This is a genomic window from Nocardiopsis halotolerans DSM 44410, assembly GCF_000341065.1.
Classification (GTDB): Bacteria; Actinomycetota; Actinomycetes; order Streptosporangiales; family Streptosporangiaceae; genus Nocardiopsis; species Nocardiopsis halotolerans.
In genome coordinates, this window is sequence record NZ_ANAX01000154.1 from 25975 (window position 1) to 43679 (window position 17705).

Here is a 17705-nt window from a genome sequence, read left to right on the forward strand (position 1 = left end):
CGGCCGGGCGNTCACCGGTGTCGCGAAGCCCTCCGGAATCCGCCCTCCGGACGGGCTCCCGACGTCATGGCCGCTTCACGCGGAGTCAGGCGGTCGGCTCCGAGGAGTCCTCCCCGGCCGTCCTCCCACGCCTACGACCCATGTAGAGCGCGGCGCCACCGGCTCCCACGGCGACCACGGCGGCCACGACCAGCCCGAGCAGCGCGCCACCGGTCGTGGGCAGGGAACCGTCCGCGCCGCCGTCGGGCTTGCCGGATCCGTCGCCCGAGTCATCGGAGCCGTCCGAGTCGTCGGGGTCGTCGGGGTCGTCCGTGCTCGGCGGATTCGTCGGGTCGCCCGGGTCCGTGGGGTCGTCGGAGGGCGGGGCGGTGGGCTCACCGTCCCCGTCCCCGTTTCCGTCGCCGTCGCCGTCCGGCACGGTGGCCTGCTCACCCACCACGATGCGACCGGACCCGCCCTCCGGGTAGGAGGCCTCGGTGACCCGGCCCTCCAGCGTTCCGGTGAGCAGGTCCTCCAGGGCGCCCTGGTAGGTCGCGCCCACCACGGTGAAGTCCGCACCACGGAACGGGTACATGTCGCCGCCCCGCGCGGAGAAGTCGTTGGTCACGACCGTGATCGGGTCGCCCTCCACGACCTCGCCGTCCTCGACGATCACCGTGCCGTCGTGCAGGATCGCGTTGCGGACCCGCTCGCCGGGGGTGAGCACCTCCCCCTCCTCGTTGACCACCTGCGCGGTGCGCTCGGGATCGTAGGCGAAGTTGACCCCGGCGACCTGCATGAACGCGCCACTGGCGGCCGGCGCGGCGGCCACGCCCTGCTCCAGCAGCTCCTTGACCTGCGAACGCGGGATGTCGGGGACCACCGCCACCTGGTTGGCGAACGGGGCGATCGAGTAGGTGTCCAGCGCGGTCAGCGGGCCCGCCGGAATCACCGAGGAGTTGCGGATGCCGCCNCTCGGGAACCCCGTACTCCTCGGCGTTGCGGACACCGGTGTCCAGCAGCGCGTCCGCCATCAGGTTGCCCAGGTTGGTCTCCTGGGTACGCACGCCCGGGTCCCGCACGCCGTTCAGGTCGACCTCGCTGCGGGCCACCTCGGTCTCGGCCAGGCCGTCGACGTACTCGGAGACGGGCTTGGTCACCTGGGCCTCCACCTCCGTGTGGGGCGCGACCGCGTCGTCACCGGCGCCGGAGGCGCGGACCAGGCCGGAGCGGTCGGAGACCGACACCAGGTCGCCGCCGTCGAAGTTCACGACCAGGCGACCCACGTACCTGTAGTTCGACCCGGCGGTGACGATGGGCACCCCAACGCCCTCGGGGTTGGTGACCAGCAGCGGGTAGGACAGCGGTTCGCCGGTCTCCGGATGCGTGGTGACCTCGTCACCGGGCACCAGGGCGTCGTCGGGGTTGGCCATCACCTCGTGGCCGCCGCCCGCGACGATGACGTCGACCCCGGTCAGCTCCTGGGCGACGCGCTGCTCGTAGGTGATGCCCTGGAGGTGCGAGATCAGGATGATCTTGTCCACGCCGTCGGCGGTCAGCCGGTCGACCTCGGCCTGGACCGGGGCGACGACCTCGTCCACCACCACGCCGCGCGGGCTGGTGACGGTGTCCAACGGCGGGTACAGAGCGCCGACGACGCCGACCTCGTGGCCCGAGACCTCGACCACGGTGCTCGGCGCGATCCGGCCCGCGTCCGCCAGGGCGTCCAGGCGGGGCTCACCGGACACGTCCACGTTGGCGGCGACCACCGTGGTGTCCCCGCCCAGCTGTTCGAGGAAGTCCGCGTACACGTCCGGCCCGAAGTCGAACTCGTGGTTGCCCATGGACACCGCGTCGTAGTCCGCCTGGGTGGCGGCGAGGGCGTCGTAGAAGGGGGCGCCCTCCTCCTGGGAGGCGGCGAACTCGGGACCCGGCAGGTACATGTCGCCGGAGTTGACGGTCACGACACCGTGCTCGTCGGCCTCGTCCTCCCCGGCGCCGGCACCGGCGCGCTCGTCCCGGCGCAGCTGTTCGAGCAGCGTCGTGAACCGGGCGGCGCCGCCGAAGTCCTCCTGGCCGGAGGCGGACAGCAGCTGGGACTCGGGGTCGTTGGCGTGCAGGACCGTCAGGGTGAAGTCGGCGTCGCCCCCGGGGTTCATGGGGGCGGACGCGCTCGCCGCGGGTGCGTACGGCACCACCAGGGCGCTCGTCAGCACCAGCGCGGCAGAGGCGCGCACGAATCTGGACATCTTTCCGGGACTCCTTCGGGGGAGGGACGGGGGCACGGGGGTGGAGGTGCCGCCGTGGGCGGACGTGGACCAGGGTGGTTCACCATAGACGCGGGAGGGTGGGGAACCACGTGTCCCGGGGCTAACGATTTGCAGAATCTGCGGTTCTCATAGCGAATTCTGGCCTGTCCGTAACACGTTGAGTGACCGTGTGGCCCCTGTGGTCGCACTGCGTGACTCCCGGCCCGGTGCTCCGCCGTGCCCCGTGGCGGAGGAGGCCGCCGAAACGGTCCGCCCGGCCCCGCGCCTTCCGTGCTCCGGGCCTCTACCATGGGTGGGATCACGTCGGCTCGATATCCCTCGGAGGACGTCCGTGTTTCCCTCTGGCCAGGACCCGTACGACCGCTCTCAGGGCGGAGGCGACGTACCGCCGCGGGGGATGCCCGACTTCGGGGCCCACTTCGACGCGCTCCACCCCGACGCCCCGCTGCCCAGGAAGGTGGCGATCGTCCGCGTGCTGATGTTCGTCGGCGGTGTCTGCGGGATGGCGCTCTCCGCCCTCTTCCTCATGGGGTTGAGCGCCCCGCCCGACGCCATGGCCGAGGCCCTCCGGCAGCAGGCCGACATGGCCGCGGAGCAGGGCGTCGAGCTCTCCCTCGGCATCGAGGCGATGCGCTCCATGATGGTCGTCATGGCGGTGATCACGGGTGTGTACGGGCTGCTGTCCACGCTCCTGGCGGGCCGGATCCGCCGCCGTACGGTCGGCGTGTTCTGGGGCGTCGTGGTCTTCCAGGGCGCCGCGGGCGCGCTCCTGCTGTGGAGCCTGTTCTCCGGGGACCTCCTCGCGATCGTCCCGCTGGGCTTCGCGGTCACGATGGTGGCGCACATGCTCTCCCGCGAGGGCCGCGCCCACTACGGGCTCCTCTGACCGGAGGGTTGTCCACAGCCCCCCACCAGCGCCCGGATCTCTTCGGTCTCCTGGTGACCGGGGGTCCCGGGGCCGTCCCACCTCGTGCCGCCCCCGTGCCGAGCACGCCGCACCACACGCCCCATCGCTCACGTCGGGGCGGTCCGCTCACGGCGTCGCGGCCCGTTCCCCGCGCGGCTCCCCTCACTCCTGTCCGGGGTCCGCGCCACGGCCGAACAACCCCGCACGCGGGGGCTGCGGCGGGCGCACCGCCACCTCCGTCCACTGCCGCTCCAGCAACCGCCGCACGGCCGCCGTCCCCGACACCGCGACGGACCCACCGACCCCTTCGGACCCCTCGGGAACGCGCACACCACCCTCGGGGCCCTCCAGCGCCAGGACGGCACGCAGCAGCTCCGCGGCGTCGGGCCGCTCACCGGGGTCCTTGGCCATCGCGGCCAGCACCAGCCGCTCCAGGCCGGGCGGCAGGTACTCCAGGTCCGGCTCCTCGAACATCACCCGCCGGGCCATCTCCTTGGTCCCGGCCCGCCCGAACGGATCACGCGCCGCCGCCGCGAAGGCCACCGTCGCCCCCCACAGGAACACGTCCGCCGCCTGCGTGGTGGGTTCGCGCCGGTACTGCTCGGGACTGATCCACCCCGGGGTGCCCAGCTTGTCGACCCGCCCGCCGACCCGCTCGTCGGGCAGCGTGTCCGGGGAGGGCAGCCTGAGGTCCCGGTAGGCGCGGCGCATCTTCCGCAGACGGATCCACTTGGTGGGATCGGGGTCCTCCACCGGGTGCGCGATCCCGAAGTCCAGCAGCTTGGGTCCCCGGTCGGAGAGCACCACGTTGCCGGGCTTGAGGTCACGGTGGACCACACCGGCCGCGTGGACGGCCCGCAGCGCCTCGGCCGTGCCCACGGCCAGCCCCAGGAGCATCCCCCGGCGCAGGCGGCCGTACCGCTCCACGTGGCTGCGCAGGGTGGGTCCCGGCACGTACTCGGTGATCATCCACGGCCGCTCGGCCTCCACGTCGGCGCGCACGAACCGCGCCACGGACGGGCTGTTCACCCTGGCCAGGAGGCGCGCCTCGTGCGCGAAGCGCTCCCGGAAGCGCCGGTCGGCGGCCTGTTCGGCGTGGACCACCTTGACCGCCAGGTAGCCGTGCACACCGGGGGAGTCGGCGGCGTAGACCGTCCCCATGCCGCCGGAGCCGATCCGCCCCCGCACCCGGTGCCCGCCGATCTCGCGGGGATCGTCCGGTTCCAGGGGGCCGAGCCTGCGCACGCCTCGCGCCTTCATGGAGACTCCGGTTCGCCGGGGGGTCAGGACGCTGCTGTGCCGGATCCTACCCGTCACCGGCGCTGCGCCGAGGGAACCACACGGGCGCGAACCCCGTCACAGTAGGGGATTCCGATACACGGAGGCCACGGAGCGCACGCGCGGCGCGTGCCCGCCACGGGAAGGACGCGATGGAGCTGACCCTCTCCGGCGGGTACACCGTCCGCCTCACCTCCGCCATGATCCGGTCCGTCAGTCGTGCCACGCCCCTCGGCGACCGCCGGGACGTGTGGTGCCCCGACGTCGAGACGGGGGACGGCACTCCCCTCATCGCCCAGAGCCTGGCCGAGCGCGACGCCCACGGCGTGCTCGTCCTCACCGAGCGCGGGGTCGAGGCGCGGTCTGTGCTGATACCCCTGTTCGACCTGGTCGGCGAGCCCGAGCAGCGAGGCAGGCCCACCCTCGACCCCTCCCTTCCCGAGGAGCGGGCCCAAGCGCTGCGCGCCGCCCTGGACAAGGTCCGCGGCCGAGGACTCCCTCGCGGCACCGACCGTCCGAACGTCCGGAACAAGGCGCTCATACTCGTGTCCTACGCGCTGGCCTGGGCCCTGACCATGTCCTGGATGGCCATGGACCTGTCCCCCGTCGCCCAACTCGCTCTCGTGGCGGGGNNNGGGCCCGCGCGCGCCACCAGCGGGCGGAGAGGAAACGCGACCCGGCGTGGATCGTCCAGTCCTCCGAGGGGAGGTTCGTGTCCCCCGGAGTGCTCGACGAGGAGGCCCGCGCCCTCCTGGAACGCACCCAACGGGCCGTCGACACGGTCCTGGAGTCCCCGCTCCACGAACGGGGACTCCTGCTGGACACCGTGCGCAACCGTGTGGTGCTGGCCGACGTGGAGTGGTCCGTCGCCCTCAGCCTCCTCCACCAGAGCGGGGCCAGGGAGCGGATCGACCGGACACCCACACCCGGGGAACGCAGCCGCGAGGCCGCGGCCCGGGCCCGTGCCGTCCTGGACGCCGAGACGGCCGAGGTGACGGCGCGGATCGCGGTGCTGGAGGACTACGCGGACCGCGTGCGCGCGGCCGAACTGGACGACCAGGACCGCAGGTCGACCCGGGAGCTCGACGCGATCGCCGCGGAGGCGGCCGAACCCGGCGCCGTACACGAGCAGCGCTACGCCATGCTCGACTCCCTGGTGCGGGCCCAGGAGACCGCCCTGCGGGTCGCCGCCCTGGCGGAGGACGGAGAACAGGACTGACCGCGCCCCCGGACGGATTCTCCACAGGTTGACGCGGGGCCTCCCGAACGTCGGCCGTCTCTGGCACTGTCGAAGACGAGAGGAAGGGAGTTCCCATGACCCCCGGACAGTTCATCGACGCCGCCCTGTGGTTCCCCGAGGCCTCCGAGACCGAGCCCTTCGGCCCGGGCGCCCTGGTCTACAAGGTGAGCGGGCAGAGGATGTTCGCCCTGCTCATGGGAGGAGGCGAGGGCGATGGAGGCGCCGCCACGGTCAACCTCAAGTGCGATCCCGAACTGGCCCTGGAGCTGCGGGACCAGTTCCCCGCCGTCACGCCCGGCTACCACATGAACAAGAGGCACTGGAACTCCGTGCTCCTGGACGGAACGGTGCCCGAGGACGAGATCCTGGAGATGCTCAGACACTCCTACGTCCTGGTGGCGGGGAGCCTGCGCCGGGCCGACCGCGACCGCGTGCTCGCGGTCCTGGGCGACGACGCGCCGCGGACCGGCGGACCGACCCCGGAAAGGGTGTGAGCCCCGCGTGTCCGACACGACCTTCCGACCAGCCGTCGTCCAGGGAGTCCTGGAGCGGATCACCTACGCCAACGAGGAGAACGGGTACACCGTCGCCAAGGTCGACACGGGCCGGGGCGCGCACGACCTGCTCACCGTCGTCGGTTCCCTCATGGGCGTCCAACCGGGCGAGGCGCTGCGCATGCGCGGTCGCTGGGGGTCACACCCGCAGTACGGGCGACAGTTCCACGTGGACGACTACACGACCGTCCTGCCCGCCACGGTCCAGGGCATCCGCCGCTACCTCGGCTCCGGACTGATCAAGGGCATCGGTCCGAGGATGGCCGAGCGGATCGTCGAGCACTTCGGCACCGACGCCCTGGACGTCATCGAGGAGCAGCCCGACCGGCTCATCGAGGTTCCGGGCCTGGGGCCCAAGCGCACCCGGCTCATCGCGGACGCCTGGGAGGAGCAGAAGGCCATCAAGGAGGTGATGGTCTTCCTCCAGGGGGTCGAGGTCACCACCTCCCTGGCCGTGCGCATCTACAAGAAGTACGGCGACGCCTCCATCGACGTCGTGCAGAAGGAGCCCTACCGGCTGGCCACCGACGTGTGGGGGATCGGCTTCAAGACCGCCGACACCATCGCCCAGGCGGTCGGCATCCCGCACGACAGTCCGCAGCGCGTGATGGCGGGCATCCAGTTCACCCTCTCGGAGTCCACCGGCGACGGGCACGTCTACCTGCCCGAGGAGAAGCTCATCTCGGCGGCCGTGAAGATCCTCCAGGTGGAGGCCGGGCTGGTGATCGAGTGCGTCGCCGAACTCGTGGCCACCGAGGGCGTGGTCCGCGAGACCGTGCCCGGCCCCGAGGACGAGCCCGTGCGCGCCGTCTACCTGCTGCCCATGCACCGCGCCGAGATCGGCCTCACCTCCGGCCTGCGCACCCTGCTCCACCACCCGGCCGACCGCATGCCCGCGTTCGCCGGGGTGGACTGGGACGTGGCCCTGGACTGGCTGCGCTCCCGGACCCGCGCCGACCTCGCCGAGGCCCAGCGCGAGGCCGTGCGGCTGGCCCTCTCCGAGAAGGTCTGCGTGCTCACCGGAGGGCCCGGCTGCGGCAAGTCCTTCACGGTCGCCTCGATCGTCACCCTGGCGATGGCCAAGCACGCGAAGATCATCCTGGCCGCGCCCACCGGCCGCGCCGCCAAGCGCCTCACCGAGATGACCGGCATCGAGGCCCGCACGGTGCACCGGCTCCTCGAACTCCGTCCGGGCGGCGACGCCACCTACGACCGCGACAACCCCCTCGACTGCGACCTGCTGGTGGTGGACGAGGCCTCCATGCTCGACGTGCTCCTGGCCAACAAGCTGGTCAAGGCGGTCCCGCCCGGGGCCCACCTGCTGTTCGTCGGCGACGTGGACCAGCTGCCCTCCGTCGGCGCGGGCCAGGTGCTGCGCGACCTGCTCTCCGAGGACTCGCCCATCCCGAGCGTGCGCCTGACCCACGTCTTCCGCCAGGCCCAGCACTCCGGGGTGGTCACCAACGCGCACCGGATCAACGGCGGTGAGTCGCCGCACTTCCAGGGCATGTCCGACTTCTTCCTCTTCCCGTGCGAGGAGTCCGAGGACGCGGCCGAGATGACCGTGGACGTGGTGGCCCACCGCATCCCGCGCCGGTTCGGCCTCGACCCGCGCCGGGACGTCCAGGTGCTCGCCCCCATGAAGGGCGGGCCCGCCGGTGCGACCAACCTCAACACGGCGCTCCAGGCCGCCGTGACGCCCTCGGGGGAACACGTTCCCGAACGCCGTTTCGGCGGTCGCGTCTTCCGTGTCGGCGACAAGGTCACCCAGATCCGCAACAACTACGAGAAGGGTGAGAACGGGGTCTTCAACGGGACGCTCGGCGTGGTCACGGGGATCGACCCGGTCGCCCAGGAGATCCAGGTGCGCACCGACGAGGACGAGGAGATCGCCTACGACTTCGCCGAACTCGACGAGCTCGCCCACGCCTACGCCATCACCGTGCACCGCTCCCAGGGCAGCGAGTACCCCGCCGTGGTCATACCCGTCACCACCAGCGCGTGGATGATGCTCCAGCGGAACCTGCTGTACACGGCCGTCACCAGGGCGAAGAAACTCGTCGTCCTCGTCGGCTCCCGCCGCGCGCTCGCCCAGGCGGTCCGCAACGCCTCCTCAGGGCGCAGGCACACCGCCCTGGCCCACCGGCTCCGCGCCGCCCAGGGGGCTCCGGAGGGGCTCGCCGCCCAGGACACCATCGCCGAGGGAACGAAGAGGGGGTGAACATCGGGTGCCCTCCTCCCGGCGGTTCGCCGTCCCCCGAGTGGTCATCGTGTGCTCCCTCACCGCCCGTCCGGGAGGAGGGGGTGAAGGAGCCCCGGCGGTCGCCCCGTGTTCCGTCCCACGGCTGCCCGAATCCGGTTCCGCCTCCGTCCGGTCGTTCCCTCCGACACCTCGCGCCGAATGTCGTAGGCCGTGACTACGCTGGGGAACCGTGGAACAGCAGACCCTGATCGTGGTGGGCGCCGCCATCATCCGTGACGGCCGCGTCCTGGCCGCCCAACGCGCCGATCCGGAGCCGCTCCGCGGACGGTGGGAGTTCCCCGGGGGCAAGGTCGATCCGGGGGAGACCCCGGCCGAGGCCGTGGTCCGTGAGTGCCGCGAGGAACTCGACGTGACCATCCGTCCCCTGCACCAGCTCGGTGTGGACGCGACCTTCCCCGCGCCCGCCCGCCGTCACACGCGTCCCGCCGTACTGCGGCTCTGGCGCGCGGAGCTGGTCTCCGGGGAACCCCGGGCCCTGGAGCACCTGTCCCTGCGCTGGCTCGCCGCCGGCGAGCTGCGCGACCCGGACTGGCTTCCCGCGGACGTGCCCCTCCTCGACGCCGTCGAACCGCTGCTCACCCCGAGCGCCGCCGTCCGTCCCTGATCCGCGCCGGACGGGAGCCATCGACCGGTGTCGCGTCCGCGCGGACACCGCGACGCGGCAGCCGCCCGCGGGCGCCCGTACGGATACCGTGTTCCGGGGAGACACCGCCCAACCCTCCCCGAGGGGCGCCCGCGGATCGCCGCGCACGGAAGTGCGGCACCACCGTGGGCAACCAGGTCGGTGAGGGTACGGGTCCTCCGCCGCTCACGGGCGACGCGCGTTCGCCGGGCTCCGGCCGCGTCACGAGCATCCGCACGGAGGTGCGAAACGGGTTCCGCGAGCGGGTCGTGGAGCGACCATGACCTGCACGTTTCGTCACCATGCCCCTATCACCGCATAAACTGGCAACGGGCCGTGGCACTCTGCGGTCTCTTCCCAGTACCAGGAGATCGAGACTTTTCCATGTCCAGCGCTACGCCCGTCGAGGGCTCCGCACGCCGCAGCGACCTCCGCAACGTCGCCATCGTGGCCCACGTGGACCACGGCAAGACGACCCTCGTTGACGCCATGCTCTGGCAGTCCGGTGTGTTCCGTGAGAACCAGGACGTCGACGACCGGGTGATGGACTCCAACGACCTGGAGCGCGAGAAGGGCATCACCATTCTCGCCAAGAACACGGCCGTCCACTACACCACGCCCGAGGGCGAGGACGTCGTCATCAACATCATCGACACCCCCGGCCACGCCGACTTCGGCGGCGAGGTCGAGCGCGGCCTGTCGATGGTCGACGGTGTGGTCCTGCTCGTGGACGCCAGTGAGGGCCCGCTCCCGCAGACCCGCTTCGTGCTCCGCAAGGCACTCCAGGCCAAACTCCCCGTCATCCTCGTGATCAACAAGGTCGACCGGCCCGACAGCCGCATCGCCGAGGTCGTGGACGACACCTACGAGCTGTTCATGGACCTGGACGCCGACGAGTCGCAGATCGAGTTCCCGATCGTCTACGCCTGCGCCCGGGACGGCAAGGCCTCCCTGGAGCGCCCCGCCAACGGGTCCGTGCCCGACAACGACAACCTCGTGCCGCTGTTCAGCACCATCCTGGACACCATCCCGGCCCCCGAGTACGTTCCCGACGCGCCCCTCCAGGCCCACGTGACCAACCTGGACGCCTCCCCGTTCCTGGGCCGCCTGGCGCTGTGCCGCATCCAGCAGGGCGAGCTGCACAAGGGCCAGCAGGTCGCGTGGATCCGCACCGACGGCAGCGTCCAGCAGGTCAAGCTCACCGAGCTGCTCATGACCGAGGGCCTCCAGCGCAAGCCCGCCGAGAAGGCGGGTCCCGGCGACATCGTCGCCATCGCCGGGATCGAGGACATCATGATCGGTGAGACCCTCGCCGACCTGGAGAACCCGATCCCGCTTCCGCTGATCAGGGTGGACGAGCCCGCGATCTCCATGACCATCGGCACCAACACCTCGCCGCTGGTCGGCAAGGTCAAGGGCGCCAAGGTCACCGCACGCCTGGTCAAGGACCGCCTCGACAAGGAGCTCGTCGGCAACGTCTCCCTGCGCGTGCTGCCCACCGAGCGCCCCGACACCTGGGAGGTCCAGGGCCGCGGCGAGCTGGCGCTGGCCATCCTGGTCGAGCAGATGCGACGCGAGGGCTACGAGCTGACCGTCGGCAAGCCCCAGGTGGTCACCCGGGTCATCGACGGCAAGGTGCACGAGCCGGTCGAGCGCCTCACCGTGGACGCCCCCGAGGAGTACATGGGTGCCATCACCCAGCTGCTCAGCGTCCGCAAGGGCCGCATGGAGAACATGGTCAACCACGGCACCGGCTGGGTGCGCATGGACTGGCTGGTGCCCTCCCGCGGCCTCATCGGCTTCCGTACCGAGTTCCTCACCGAGACCCGCGGCACCGGTATCGCCCACCACGTCTTCGAGAAGTTCGAGCCGTGGTTCGGTGACCTGCGCACGCGCCCCAACGGGTCCCTGGTGGCCGACCGCTCCGGTGCCGCCGTCGCGTTCGCGATGTTCAACCTCCAGGAGCGCGGCACGCTCTTCGTCGAGCCGGGCACCGAGGTCTACGAGGGCATGATCGTCGGCGAGAACTCGCGTTCCGACGACATGGACGTGAACATCACCAAGGAGAAGAAGCTCACCAACATGCGCTCGGCCACCGGTGACGAGCTGGTGCGCCTGGTGCCGCCGCGCAGGCTCTCCCTGGAGCAGGCCCTGGAGTTCTGCCGCGAGGACGAGTGCGTCGAGGTCACCCCCGAGCACGTGCGCATCCGCAAGGTCGTCCTCGACCAGAAGGAGCGCGGCCGGATGGCGGCCAACAAGAAGCGTCAGCAGCGGTAGCGCTGACACGCCACCGTGTGGGCGGGCCGCGTCGGCGGTCCGCCCACACGCGTTTTCCGTCCGTGTGGCTCGGGTAGACCCGTGAGCAGCATGAAGTCCGATCCCACGTGTCCCCGCTGCGGGCGCGCGGTCCAGCCTCCGGGGCTGTGGACCAGCGCCTGGCAGTGTGACGCCCACGGGCCGGTGGCGCCGCTGCAACCGGTGCGCGCCCCCGGAACGGCCACCCTGGAGGCGCTCCTGCCCCAGGCGCACGTTCCGGTGTGGATTCCCTGGCCGCTGCCGACCAGCTGGGTGGTCACCGGCTTCGCCGAGGCCGGTGACGAGCGCAGCGGTGCCCTCGCCACGGCCGTCGCCCTGTCCGGGCCCGACCCGATGGGCGGTGTCGGCGAGATCGTCATCGTCGCCGAGGACCCGGGCATCGGACTCGGCGCCCGCCTCGCCGGGTTGGAGGGGCCCGACCCCGGAGGCGGCTTCGACAGCTCCGCCGCCGACGCCAAGGTGCGCTTCGACGGCCACGAGGTCGCCCTGTGGAACCTGGACGTGGGCCCAGACCGCGCCGTTTACGCCGGTGAGGCGCTCGCCCACTGGCTGTGGCTGGTCTTCGCGGCCGCCGACACCGGCATGCTCATGTGCGAGATCAACTCCCTGCGGGACCTGCGCGACATCAGGAACGGCGGGATCGCCCTGGAGCCGCCCTTCGGCGCTCCCAGCCCCTTCCTCAGCCGCGTCCTCGCGCCCCGGCGGGAGACGGACTAGGTCCCGTCCGGGCACGGGCGGCGCGTACTTACGTACAATCGCCCGGTGACACGTATCGACCTGCACGCACACAGCTCGGTCTCCGACGGAACCGACACCCCCGCCGAAGTCGTCGAGCACGCGGTCGCCGCGGGTCTCGACGTGCTCGCCCTCACCGACCACGACACGGTCGGCGGAATCGGGGAGGCGGCCAAGCACCTGCCGCCCGGATTCACCCTCGTTCCCGGGATGGAGCTCTCCTGCGCCTACGCCGGATCCAGCGTCCACCTGGTGTCCTACCTGTTCGACCCCGAGGACCCCGGGCTCGCCGGGGAACTGCACCGGGTCCGCTCCGACCGGGCCTCCCGCGCCGAGGAGATGGTCAGCAAGCTCCGTGAGCGAGGAGTGGACGTCACCTGGGAACGGGTGCTGGAGATCGCCGGCGCGGGTCACGACGAGTACGCCGACGCCAACACGATCGGCCGTCCGCACCTGGCCCGCGCGATCGTGGAGGCGGGCGCGGCCAGGAACGTGCAGGACGCCTTCGACCGGTGGATCGGCTCGGGCGGCCCGGCCTACGTCTCGCGGTACGCGATCGATCCGGTCCGCGCGGTGGAGCTGGTCCGGGCGGCGGGCGGGGTGTGCTCGCTGGCCCACCCGGCGCGGGCGGAGGGCTCCCTCAACGGCGCGGTCCCCGTCGAGCTCGTGGAGCGCATGGCCGAGGCGGGCCTGGGCGGGATCGAGGCCGATCACCCCTCACACAACCGGGAGCAGACCCGCGAGTGGCGCGGCGTGGCCGCGGACCTGGGAGTGGTGGTCACCGGTTCCAGTGACGACCACGGAAGTCTGACCAGCCACCGACTGGGGTGCAGGACCACCGCTCCGGAGGCGTTCGAGCGGCTCGTGGAACCCGCGACGGGCGTGCCCCTTCTCCGGGGGTGAAGCGCGTGCCGTCCCCCCGGCGTCCGGTACGGTACCGACCACTGTGCGGGAGCGCGACAATGGTCGCGACGCAACCATCCACACCCGGACGAAGTCGAAAGGTCTGATCCGTGTTCTGGAAGCGGAAGTCGAAGAAGCAGGACGGCCAGGAGGCCACCGATTCCGCTGCGGAGGTCGCGGCGGAGAAGGAGGAGACCGCCTCCGCCAGCGAGGACGAGGGCGCGGAGACCACGGAGAGGGCGGACGCCGAGGCGGACAAGGCCGGGAAGAAGGCCGACGCCGAGGAGGACGCCGGAACCGAGGAGGCGGCCGACACCGCCGAGGACGGTGACGAGTCCGAGGAGACGGACGGGGCCGAGAAGACGGACGAGCCCGAGGACGCGACCGCTGAGGAGGACTCCGAGGAGGCCGAGGAGGACAGGCCCGTCGACGTCTTCGACGACGAGGGCGAGGAGGCCGGGGTGACCGGCCCCGACGACGACGGGATCACGCGCGTGCGCACCGTCGGCGTCTTCGAGTTCGACGGCGAGAAGTACGACGTCGTCAGCAACACCTGGATCATCGAGGCCGACGACGAGGGCGTCGTCGTCATCGACCCCGGCCACGACGCCGAAGCCGTCCTGGAGGCCGTCGGGAAGCGCGAGGTCTACCTGGTGGCCTGCACCAACGCCTACAGCCCCCACATCGAGTCGGCCATCAGGATCGCCGAGGAGTTCGAGGCCCCCATCGCGCTGCACCCCCGCGAGATGCGCTCCTGGCGACGCCACCACGGCGCCGAGCACCGCCCCGAGATCGAGGTGGAGGGCCAGGGCGCCCTCGACATCGGCGACCTGCACATCGACGTCCTGGCGCTGCCCGGTTCCTCCCCCGGCACCGTCGGCTACTACGTCAGCGAGCGCGGCGTCGTCTTCAGCGGCGACACCCTGCTCAAGGGCGAGCCCGGCATGGTCGGCAACACCTACATCGACTACACGGCGCAGCTCGCCTCCATCGGCGAGGCGCTGCTGTCCCTGCCCCCGGACACCCGCATCCTGCCCGACCGCGGCCCAGCCACCACCTCGGCCGCCGAGAGCAAGAACTTCGACTCCTGGGTCTGAGCGGCGCCTTCCCGGGCTCCGTCCTCCCACCCGCCACCCACCGGACGCCACGCGCGGTCCTCTCCCGCGCCCGCGCGCCCGGCGGGAAGTGGTTCGGGGAGGTACGGCGGCGCCCACGGTGGACCGCCCCGTGCCCGTGTCGTCGCCCCCCGACGGAGGGCCTTCGTCCGGAGCCGCCTCCGTGCGCGGACGCCGCGCCGCCGACCCCCGGCGGCGCGGCGCCCGATCAGCGGCGGCCCACCGACTCCGCCTCGTTCCAGAAGGCGGTCAGCGCGCTCGCCGTGGTCTCGGGAGCCTCCACGTTGGGGGAGTGACCGGCACCTGGCACCACCAGGCGCTTGGCGCCCAGCCGCTCGGCCATCCGGTCCTGTTCCTCCAGCGGCCACGCGTCGTCGTTCTCGCCGTACAGGACCAGCTTGGGCACGTCCAGCCCGGCCACCTCGTCCGCGCGGTCCGGCGCGGCCACCAACTCCTCCGCCATGTGCATCAGGCCCACGACGCTGCTCGTCAGCAGCCGTTCGCGCAGGAAGTCGCGGACCTCGGACCGTGGACTGCGCGCACGCGCCATGGCGTCGAACTGCTCGTCCCAGAGCTCACGGAGCCTCTCGGGAGTGGGGTTCATGGACACCGCGGCGATGAGGTTGCTCGCCGAACCCGCGCCCGGTCCGCTCAGGGCGCCGGGGCCGGAACACATGAGGGTGAGGGAGGCCAGCGGCGCCATCTCCACCAGCGCGGCCTCGCGGGAGACCAGCCCGCCGAAGGAGTGGCCCAGCAGGTGGACGGGGCCGCCGTCGCCCACCTGGTCCATGACCTCGGAGACGACCTCGCCCAGGGAGGCGAGACTGTAGTCCGGTCGGTGCACGCCCGCCGGAGGGGTGAGGGATTCGGGACCCGGCGACTCGTAGGTGCCGGGCAGGTCGATCGCGACCACCTCCCGCCCGGCCTGGGCCAGGCTCTGGAAGAGGGCGATGAAGTCCTCCTTGCTGCCGGTGAATCCGTGCACCAGGACAGCGGGGGCCAGTTCGGGGCCGCCGGAGGTGGGCAGTGCCCGCAGGGCGGCCACCGGACCGTACGACAGGTTCAGGTCGGCGCGTCGCACGCCCGGTGGCAGATCGATGAACTGAGGTGTACTCACGTCGGGTCACCCTAGACGATCGGTGGCCCGGGCCGGGTGAACCCGGGCCGTGATCGACGGCCAGCGGCTGGCGCGGGCGTCGGTCACGCCGGTTCCGCTCACGGGAACCGGCCGCGGCGCCCACCACGGGTGAGCGCCGGAGGGAGGTCAGGTGTTCTCGGGGTCCCGGCGGGCCGCGCTGGCACCGCCCCGGGTACGGCGGCGGCGCCGTACCCTGCGGGTGCCCTCGTCGGAGGCCTTCGCGCCCTCGCGCGCGGAGTCCGCGGGAGCGGAGGCGCCGCCGTCGGCCTTGGCCGACGAACCCTCGGCGCCGGCCACGTTCCGGCCGCCACGGGTGCGGCGGCGCGAGCGGCCGCGTCCGCGCTCGCGTCCCCCCTCACTTCGGTTACGGCCTTGGCCCCGGCCCCGCCGGTCGCCCCGGTCGCCGCGGGGCGCCCCGGTGTCGCCGATGTCCTCGACCTCCTCGGCCTCCAGACCCGCGTGCTCGGTGCGCTTGTCCGCGGCCAGCCTGCCCTTGGTCCCCTCCGGGATCCGCAGCGCCTCGAAGAAGTGCCCGGAGGTGGAGTAGGTCTCCTCCGGTTCGGAGAAGGGGAGGTCGAGGGCGCCGTTGATCAGCTTCCAGCGCGGCATCTCCTGCCAGTCCACGAAGGTGACGGCGGTGCCGCTGCGACCGGCCCGGCCGGTGCGGCCGATGCGGTGCGTGTAGGTCTTCTCGTCCTCGGGCGTCTCGTAGTTGACCACGTGCGTGACGTCGTCCACGTCGAGCCCCCGGGCGGCCACGTCGGTGGCGACCAGGATGTTGATCTTGCCGTTGCGGAAGGCCCGCAGGGCGCGCTCGCGCTGGCTCTGGCCCAGGTCCCCGTGGACGGCCGCGACGGCGAAGCCGCGCGTCTTCAGGTCGCCCGCCACCCGGTCGCAGGTCCTCTTGGTCTGGCAGAACACCATGCTCTGACCGTGGTCCTCCGCCTGGAGCAGGCGGGCGAGCATCTCGATCTTGTCCATCTGGTGGGTGCGGAACGCGTGCTGCGTGATCCGCCCCGTGATCGTCGAGCCGTCGATCTCGTTGTCGTCGCCCGCGCGCACGTGGGTGGGGCGGTTCAGGTACCTGCGCGACAGGGAGACGATCTCGCTCGGCATGGTGGCCGAGAAGAGCATGGTCTGGCGCTCGTCGGGGATCCTGGTGAGGATGCGCTCGATGTCGGGCAGGAAGCCCAGGTCGAGCATCTTGTCGGCCTCGTCGAGCACCACCGCGGACACCCCGTCCAGGCGCAGGTGCTTCTGGTTCTCCAGGTCCAGCAGGCGGCCCGGGGTGCCGACGACGACGTCGGTGCCCTCCTTGAGGCCGTTGACCTGCGGCTCGTAGGAACGGCCGNCCGCTGCGCTTGCTGGCGGTGGTCAGGTCCGCGGCGACCTGGATGGCCAGCTCACGGGTGGGGACCACGACCAGGGCGCGCGGCCGTTTGGCCGACCCCGGGGCCTCCAGCGCCCGCTGGAGCAGGGGGAGGCCGAAGGCCAGCGTCTTGCCGGTGCCTGTACGTGCCTGCCCGATGATGTCGCTGCCGTTCAGCGCGATCGGCAGGGCGAGTTCCTGGATGGGGAAGGGTTCGATGATCCCCTCCGCCTCCAGGGCGTCGGCGAGCTCGGTGCGCACACCCAGGTCGCGGAAGGTCGTCTTCGGTGTCGTCGTCTCTTCTGTGCTGCTCAGGGCTCAAGCCTCCATCTTGGCGGGCCGCAACGTTGGCGTGGCCGCGGCGGGATGCGTTCGCGGTCGACCCCTGGCCGTCGCGGGGGCGCGGCTCATCGCTCGTTCCGCTCGTGGAACGGTGCGGTGGCGCTGCCGTGAGGACCCGTGCGGCTCAGGAGTTGTCCGCCGCGTAGCGGGACCGCCCCCGCCCGGGGCGGGGAGCATCCGTGGTTCGTCGTTATCCTCGCGCGGTCCGGCCCACCGTCGGTGGGGTCCGCGCCTGTGCGGGCGCCGCCTGCGCGGCACCGGTGCGTGGGAGATCCCCGCGTGTGAGAGGGAGAGTTCGCGTCGGACGCACACGCCGGTCATCACGCAGAGTCTAGCTGGTGATTCGCCTGGTGGACATAGCAGTTCACCGGGCTGTGGACGGCATGGACCGTACCCGCTCCCAGCGTGTGCAACCGTGCCGAAGGGCCGTTTAGTCCCCGGTTCGGTCCCCGGGCGGCCGGGCGATACCCTGACGGGCATGACCCACGGCCCCTCCGCAGACCCCGGCGTGATCGACCTGCTCGGCCTGCTCGCCTACGCCGAGCTCGGCTCCTTCTTCCGCCTCGCCGACGACGCGGTCCTGGCCCCGTCCCTGCGTTCCAAGGGGCAGCTCGCCGCCCTCGCCGCCACCGAGCAGGCGCACTACCAGGCGCTCCGCGATCGGCTGGGGGGGG

General features: G+C 72.0%; 12 protein-coding genes and 2 pseudogenes. 10 read left to right on the forward strand and 4 right to left on the reverse strand.

What is annotated here, in order from left to right; genetic code table 11:
- Nucleotides 1-85: 85 nt before the first annotated feature.
- A pseudogene (locus D455_RS30100) lies at nucleotides 86-2228 on the reverse strand (bifunctional metallophosphatase/5'-nucleotidase).
- 352 nt (nucleotides 2229-2580) lie between these two features.
- On the opposite strand from D455_RS30100, the gene D455_RS0111445 reads away from it, so the two are divergent.
- Nucleotides 2581-3135, forward strand: a complete 555-nt coding sequence (locus D455_RS0111445) for a hypothetical protein (RefSeq protein ID WP_026122535.1) — start codon at nucleotides 2581-2583, stop codon at nucleotides 3133-3135.
- A 183-nt stretch (nucleotides 3136-3318) separates the two neighbouring features.
- Here D455_RS0111445 and D455_RS0111450 read toward each other — a convergent pair whose 3' ends face one another.
- Nucleotides 3319-4416 (reverse strand): serine/threonine-protein kinase, encoded by a 1098-nt coding sequence (locus D455_RS0111450; protein WP_017570865.1) that lies wholly within the window; start codon nucleotides 4414-4416, stop codon nucleotides 3319-3321.
- A gap of 730 nt (nucleotides 4417-5146) precedes the next feature.
- Here D455_RS0111450 and D455_RS35325 point away from each other — a divergent pair.
- The 8 genes from D455_RS35325 to D455_RS0111495 all read left to right on the forward strand — a co-directional run bounded on the left by D455_RS35325 (nucleotide 5147) and on the right by D455_RS0111495 (nucleotide 14164).
- Nucleotides 5147-5653 (forward strand): hypothetical protein, encoded by a 507-nt coding sequence (locus D455_RS35325; RefSeq protein WP_241480233.1) that lies wholly within the window; start codon nucleotides 5147-5149, stop codon nucleotides 5651-5653.
- Nucleotides 5654-5748: 95 nt separating this feature from the next.
- On the forward strand, nucleotides 5749-6168 hold the full coding sequence (locus D455_RS0111460) for an MmcQ/YjbR family DNA-binding protein (RefSeq protein ID WP_017570868.1): 420 nt from the start codon (nucleotides 5749-5751) through the stop codon (nucleotides 6166-6168).
- 7 nt (nucleotides 6169-6175) lie between these two features.
- Complete coding sequence (gene recD2, locus D455_RS0111465) at nucleotides 6176-8449, forward strand: SF1B family DNA helicase RecD2 (RefSeq protein ID WP_017570869.1); 2274 nt, start codon at nucleotides 6176-6178, stop codon at nucleotides 8447-8449.
- A gap of 211 nt (nucleotides 8450-8660) precedes the next feature.
- Nucleotides 8661-9095: a (deoxy)nucleoside triphosphate pyrophosphohydrolase gene (locus tag D455_RS0111470; protein ID WP_017570870.1), complete on the forward strand. Its 435-nt coding sequence runs from the start codon at nucleotides 8661-8663 to the stop codon at nucleotides 9093-9095.
- 402 nt (nucleotides 9096-9497) lie between these two features.
- Complete coding sequence (gene typA, locus D455_RS0111480) at nucleotides 9498-11390, forward strand: translational GTPase TypA (protein WP_017570871.1); 1893 nt, start codon at nucleotides 9498-9500, stop codon at nucleotides 11388-11390.
- A 90-nt stretch (nucleotides 11391-11480) separates the two neighbouring features.
- The gene (locus D455_RS0111485; protein ID WP_051064623.1) at nucleotides 11481-12146 is read left to right on the forward strand and encodes a DUF6758 family protein; all 666 of its coding nucleotides are present in this window, start codon (nucleotides 11481-11483) and stop codon (nucleotides 12144-12146) included.
- Between the two features lie 45 nt (nucleotides 12147-12191).
- A complete protein-coding gene (locus D455_RS0111490) occupies nucleotides 12192-13067 on the forward strand; it encodes a PHP domain-containing protein (protein WP_017570873.1) in 876 nt (291 codons plus the stop codon).
- Between the two features lie 110 nt (nucleotides 13068-13177).
- On the forward strand, nucleotides 13178-14164 hold the full coding sequence (locus D455_RS0111495) for an MBL fold metallo-hydrolase (protein WP_017570874.1): 987 nt from the start codon (nucleotides 13178-13180) through the stop codon (nucleotides 14162-14164).
- Between the two features lie 226 nt (nucleotides 14165-14390).
- Here the strand turns inward: D455_RS0111495 and D455_RS0111500 are convergent, their stop codons facing one another.
- Nucleotides 14391-15299 (reverse strand): alpha/beta fold hydrolase, encoded by a 909-nt coding sequence (locus D455_RS0111500; protein ID WP_026122536.1) that lies wholly within the window; start codon nucleotides 15297-15299, stop codon nucleotides 14391-14393.
- A gap of 147 nt (nucleotides 15300-15446) precedes the next feature.
- Nucleotides 15447-16950, reverse strand: a pseudogene (locus D455_RS30110) (DEAD/DEAH box helicase).
- Nucleotides 16951-17509: 559 nt separating this feature from the next.
- Between D455_RS30110 and D455_RS0111510 the strand changes: the two are divergent.
- Nucleotides 17510-17705: ferritin-like fold-containing protein (locus tag D455_RS0111510; RefSeq protein WP_026122537.1), on the forward strand; the 196-nt coding region annotated here is incomplete at its 3' end.

Excerpts from the sequence above, each read along its gene's own strand:
- typA (WP_017570871.1), top strand. The coding sequence starts at position 9,498 with ATGTCCAGCGCTACGCCCGTCGAGGGCTCCGCACGCCGCAGCGACCTC.
- D455_RS0111485 (WP_051064623.1), top strand. The coding sequence starts at position 11,481 with ATGAAGTCCGATCCCACGTGTCCCCGCTGCGGGCGCGCGGTCCAGCCT.
- D455_RS0111450 (WP_017570865.1), bottom strand. The coding sequence starts at position 4,416 with ATGAAGGCGCGAGGCGTGCGCAGGCTCGGCCCCCTGGAACCGGACGAT.
- D455_RS0111460 (WP_017570868.1), top strand. The coding sequence starts at position 5,749 with ATGACCCCCGGACAGTTCATCGACGCCGCCCTGTGGTTCCCCGAGGCC.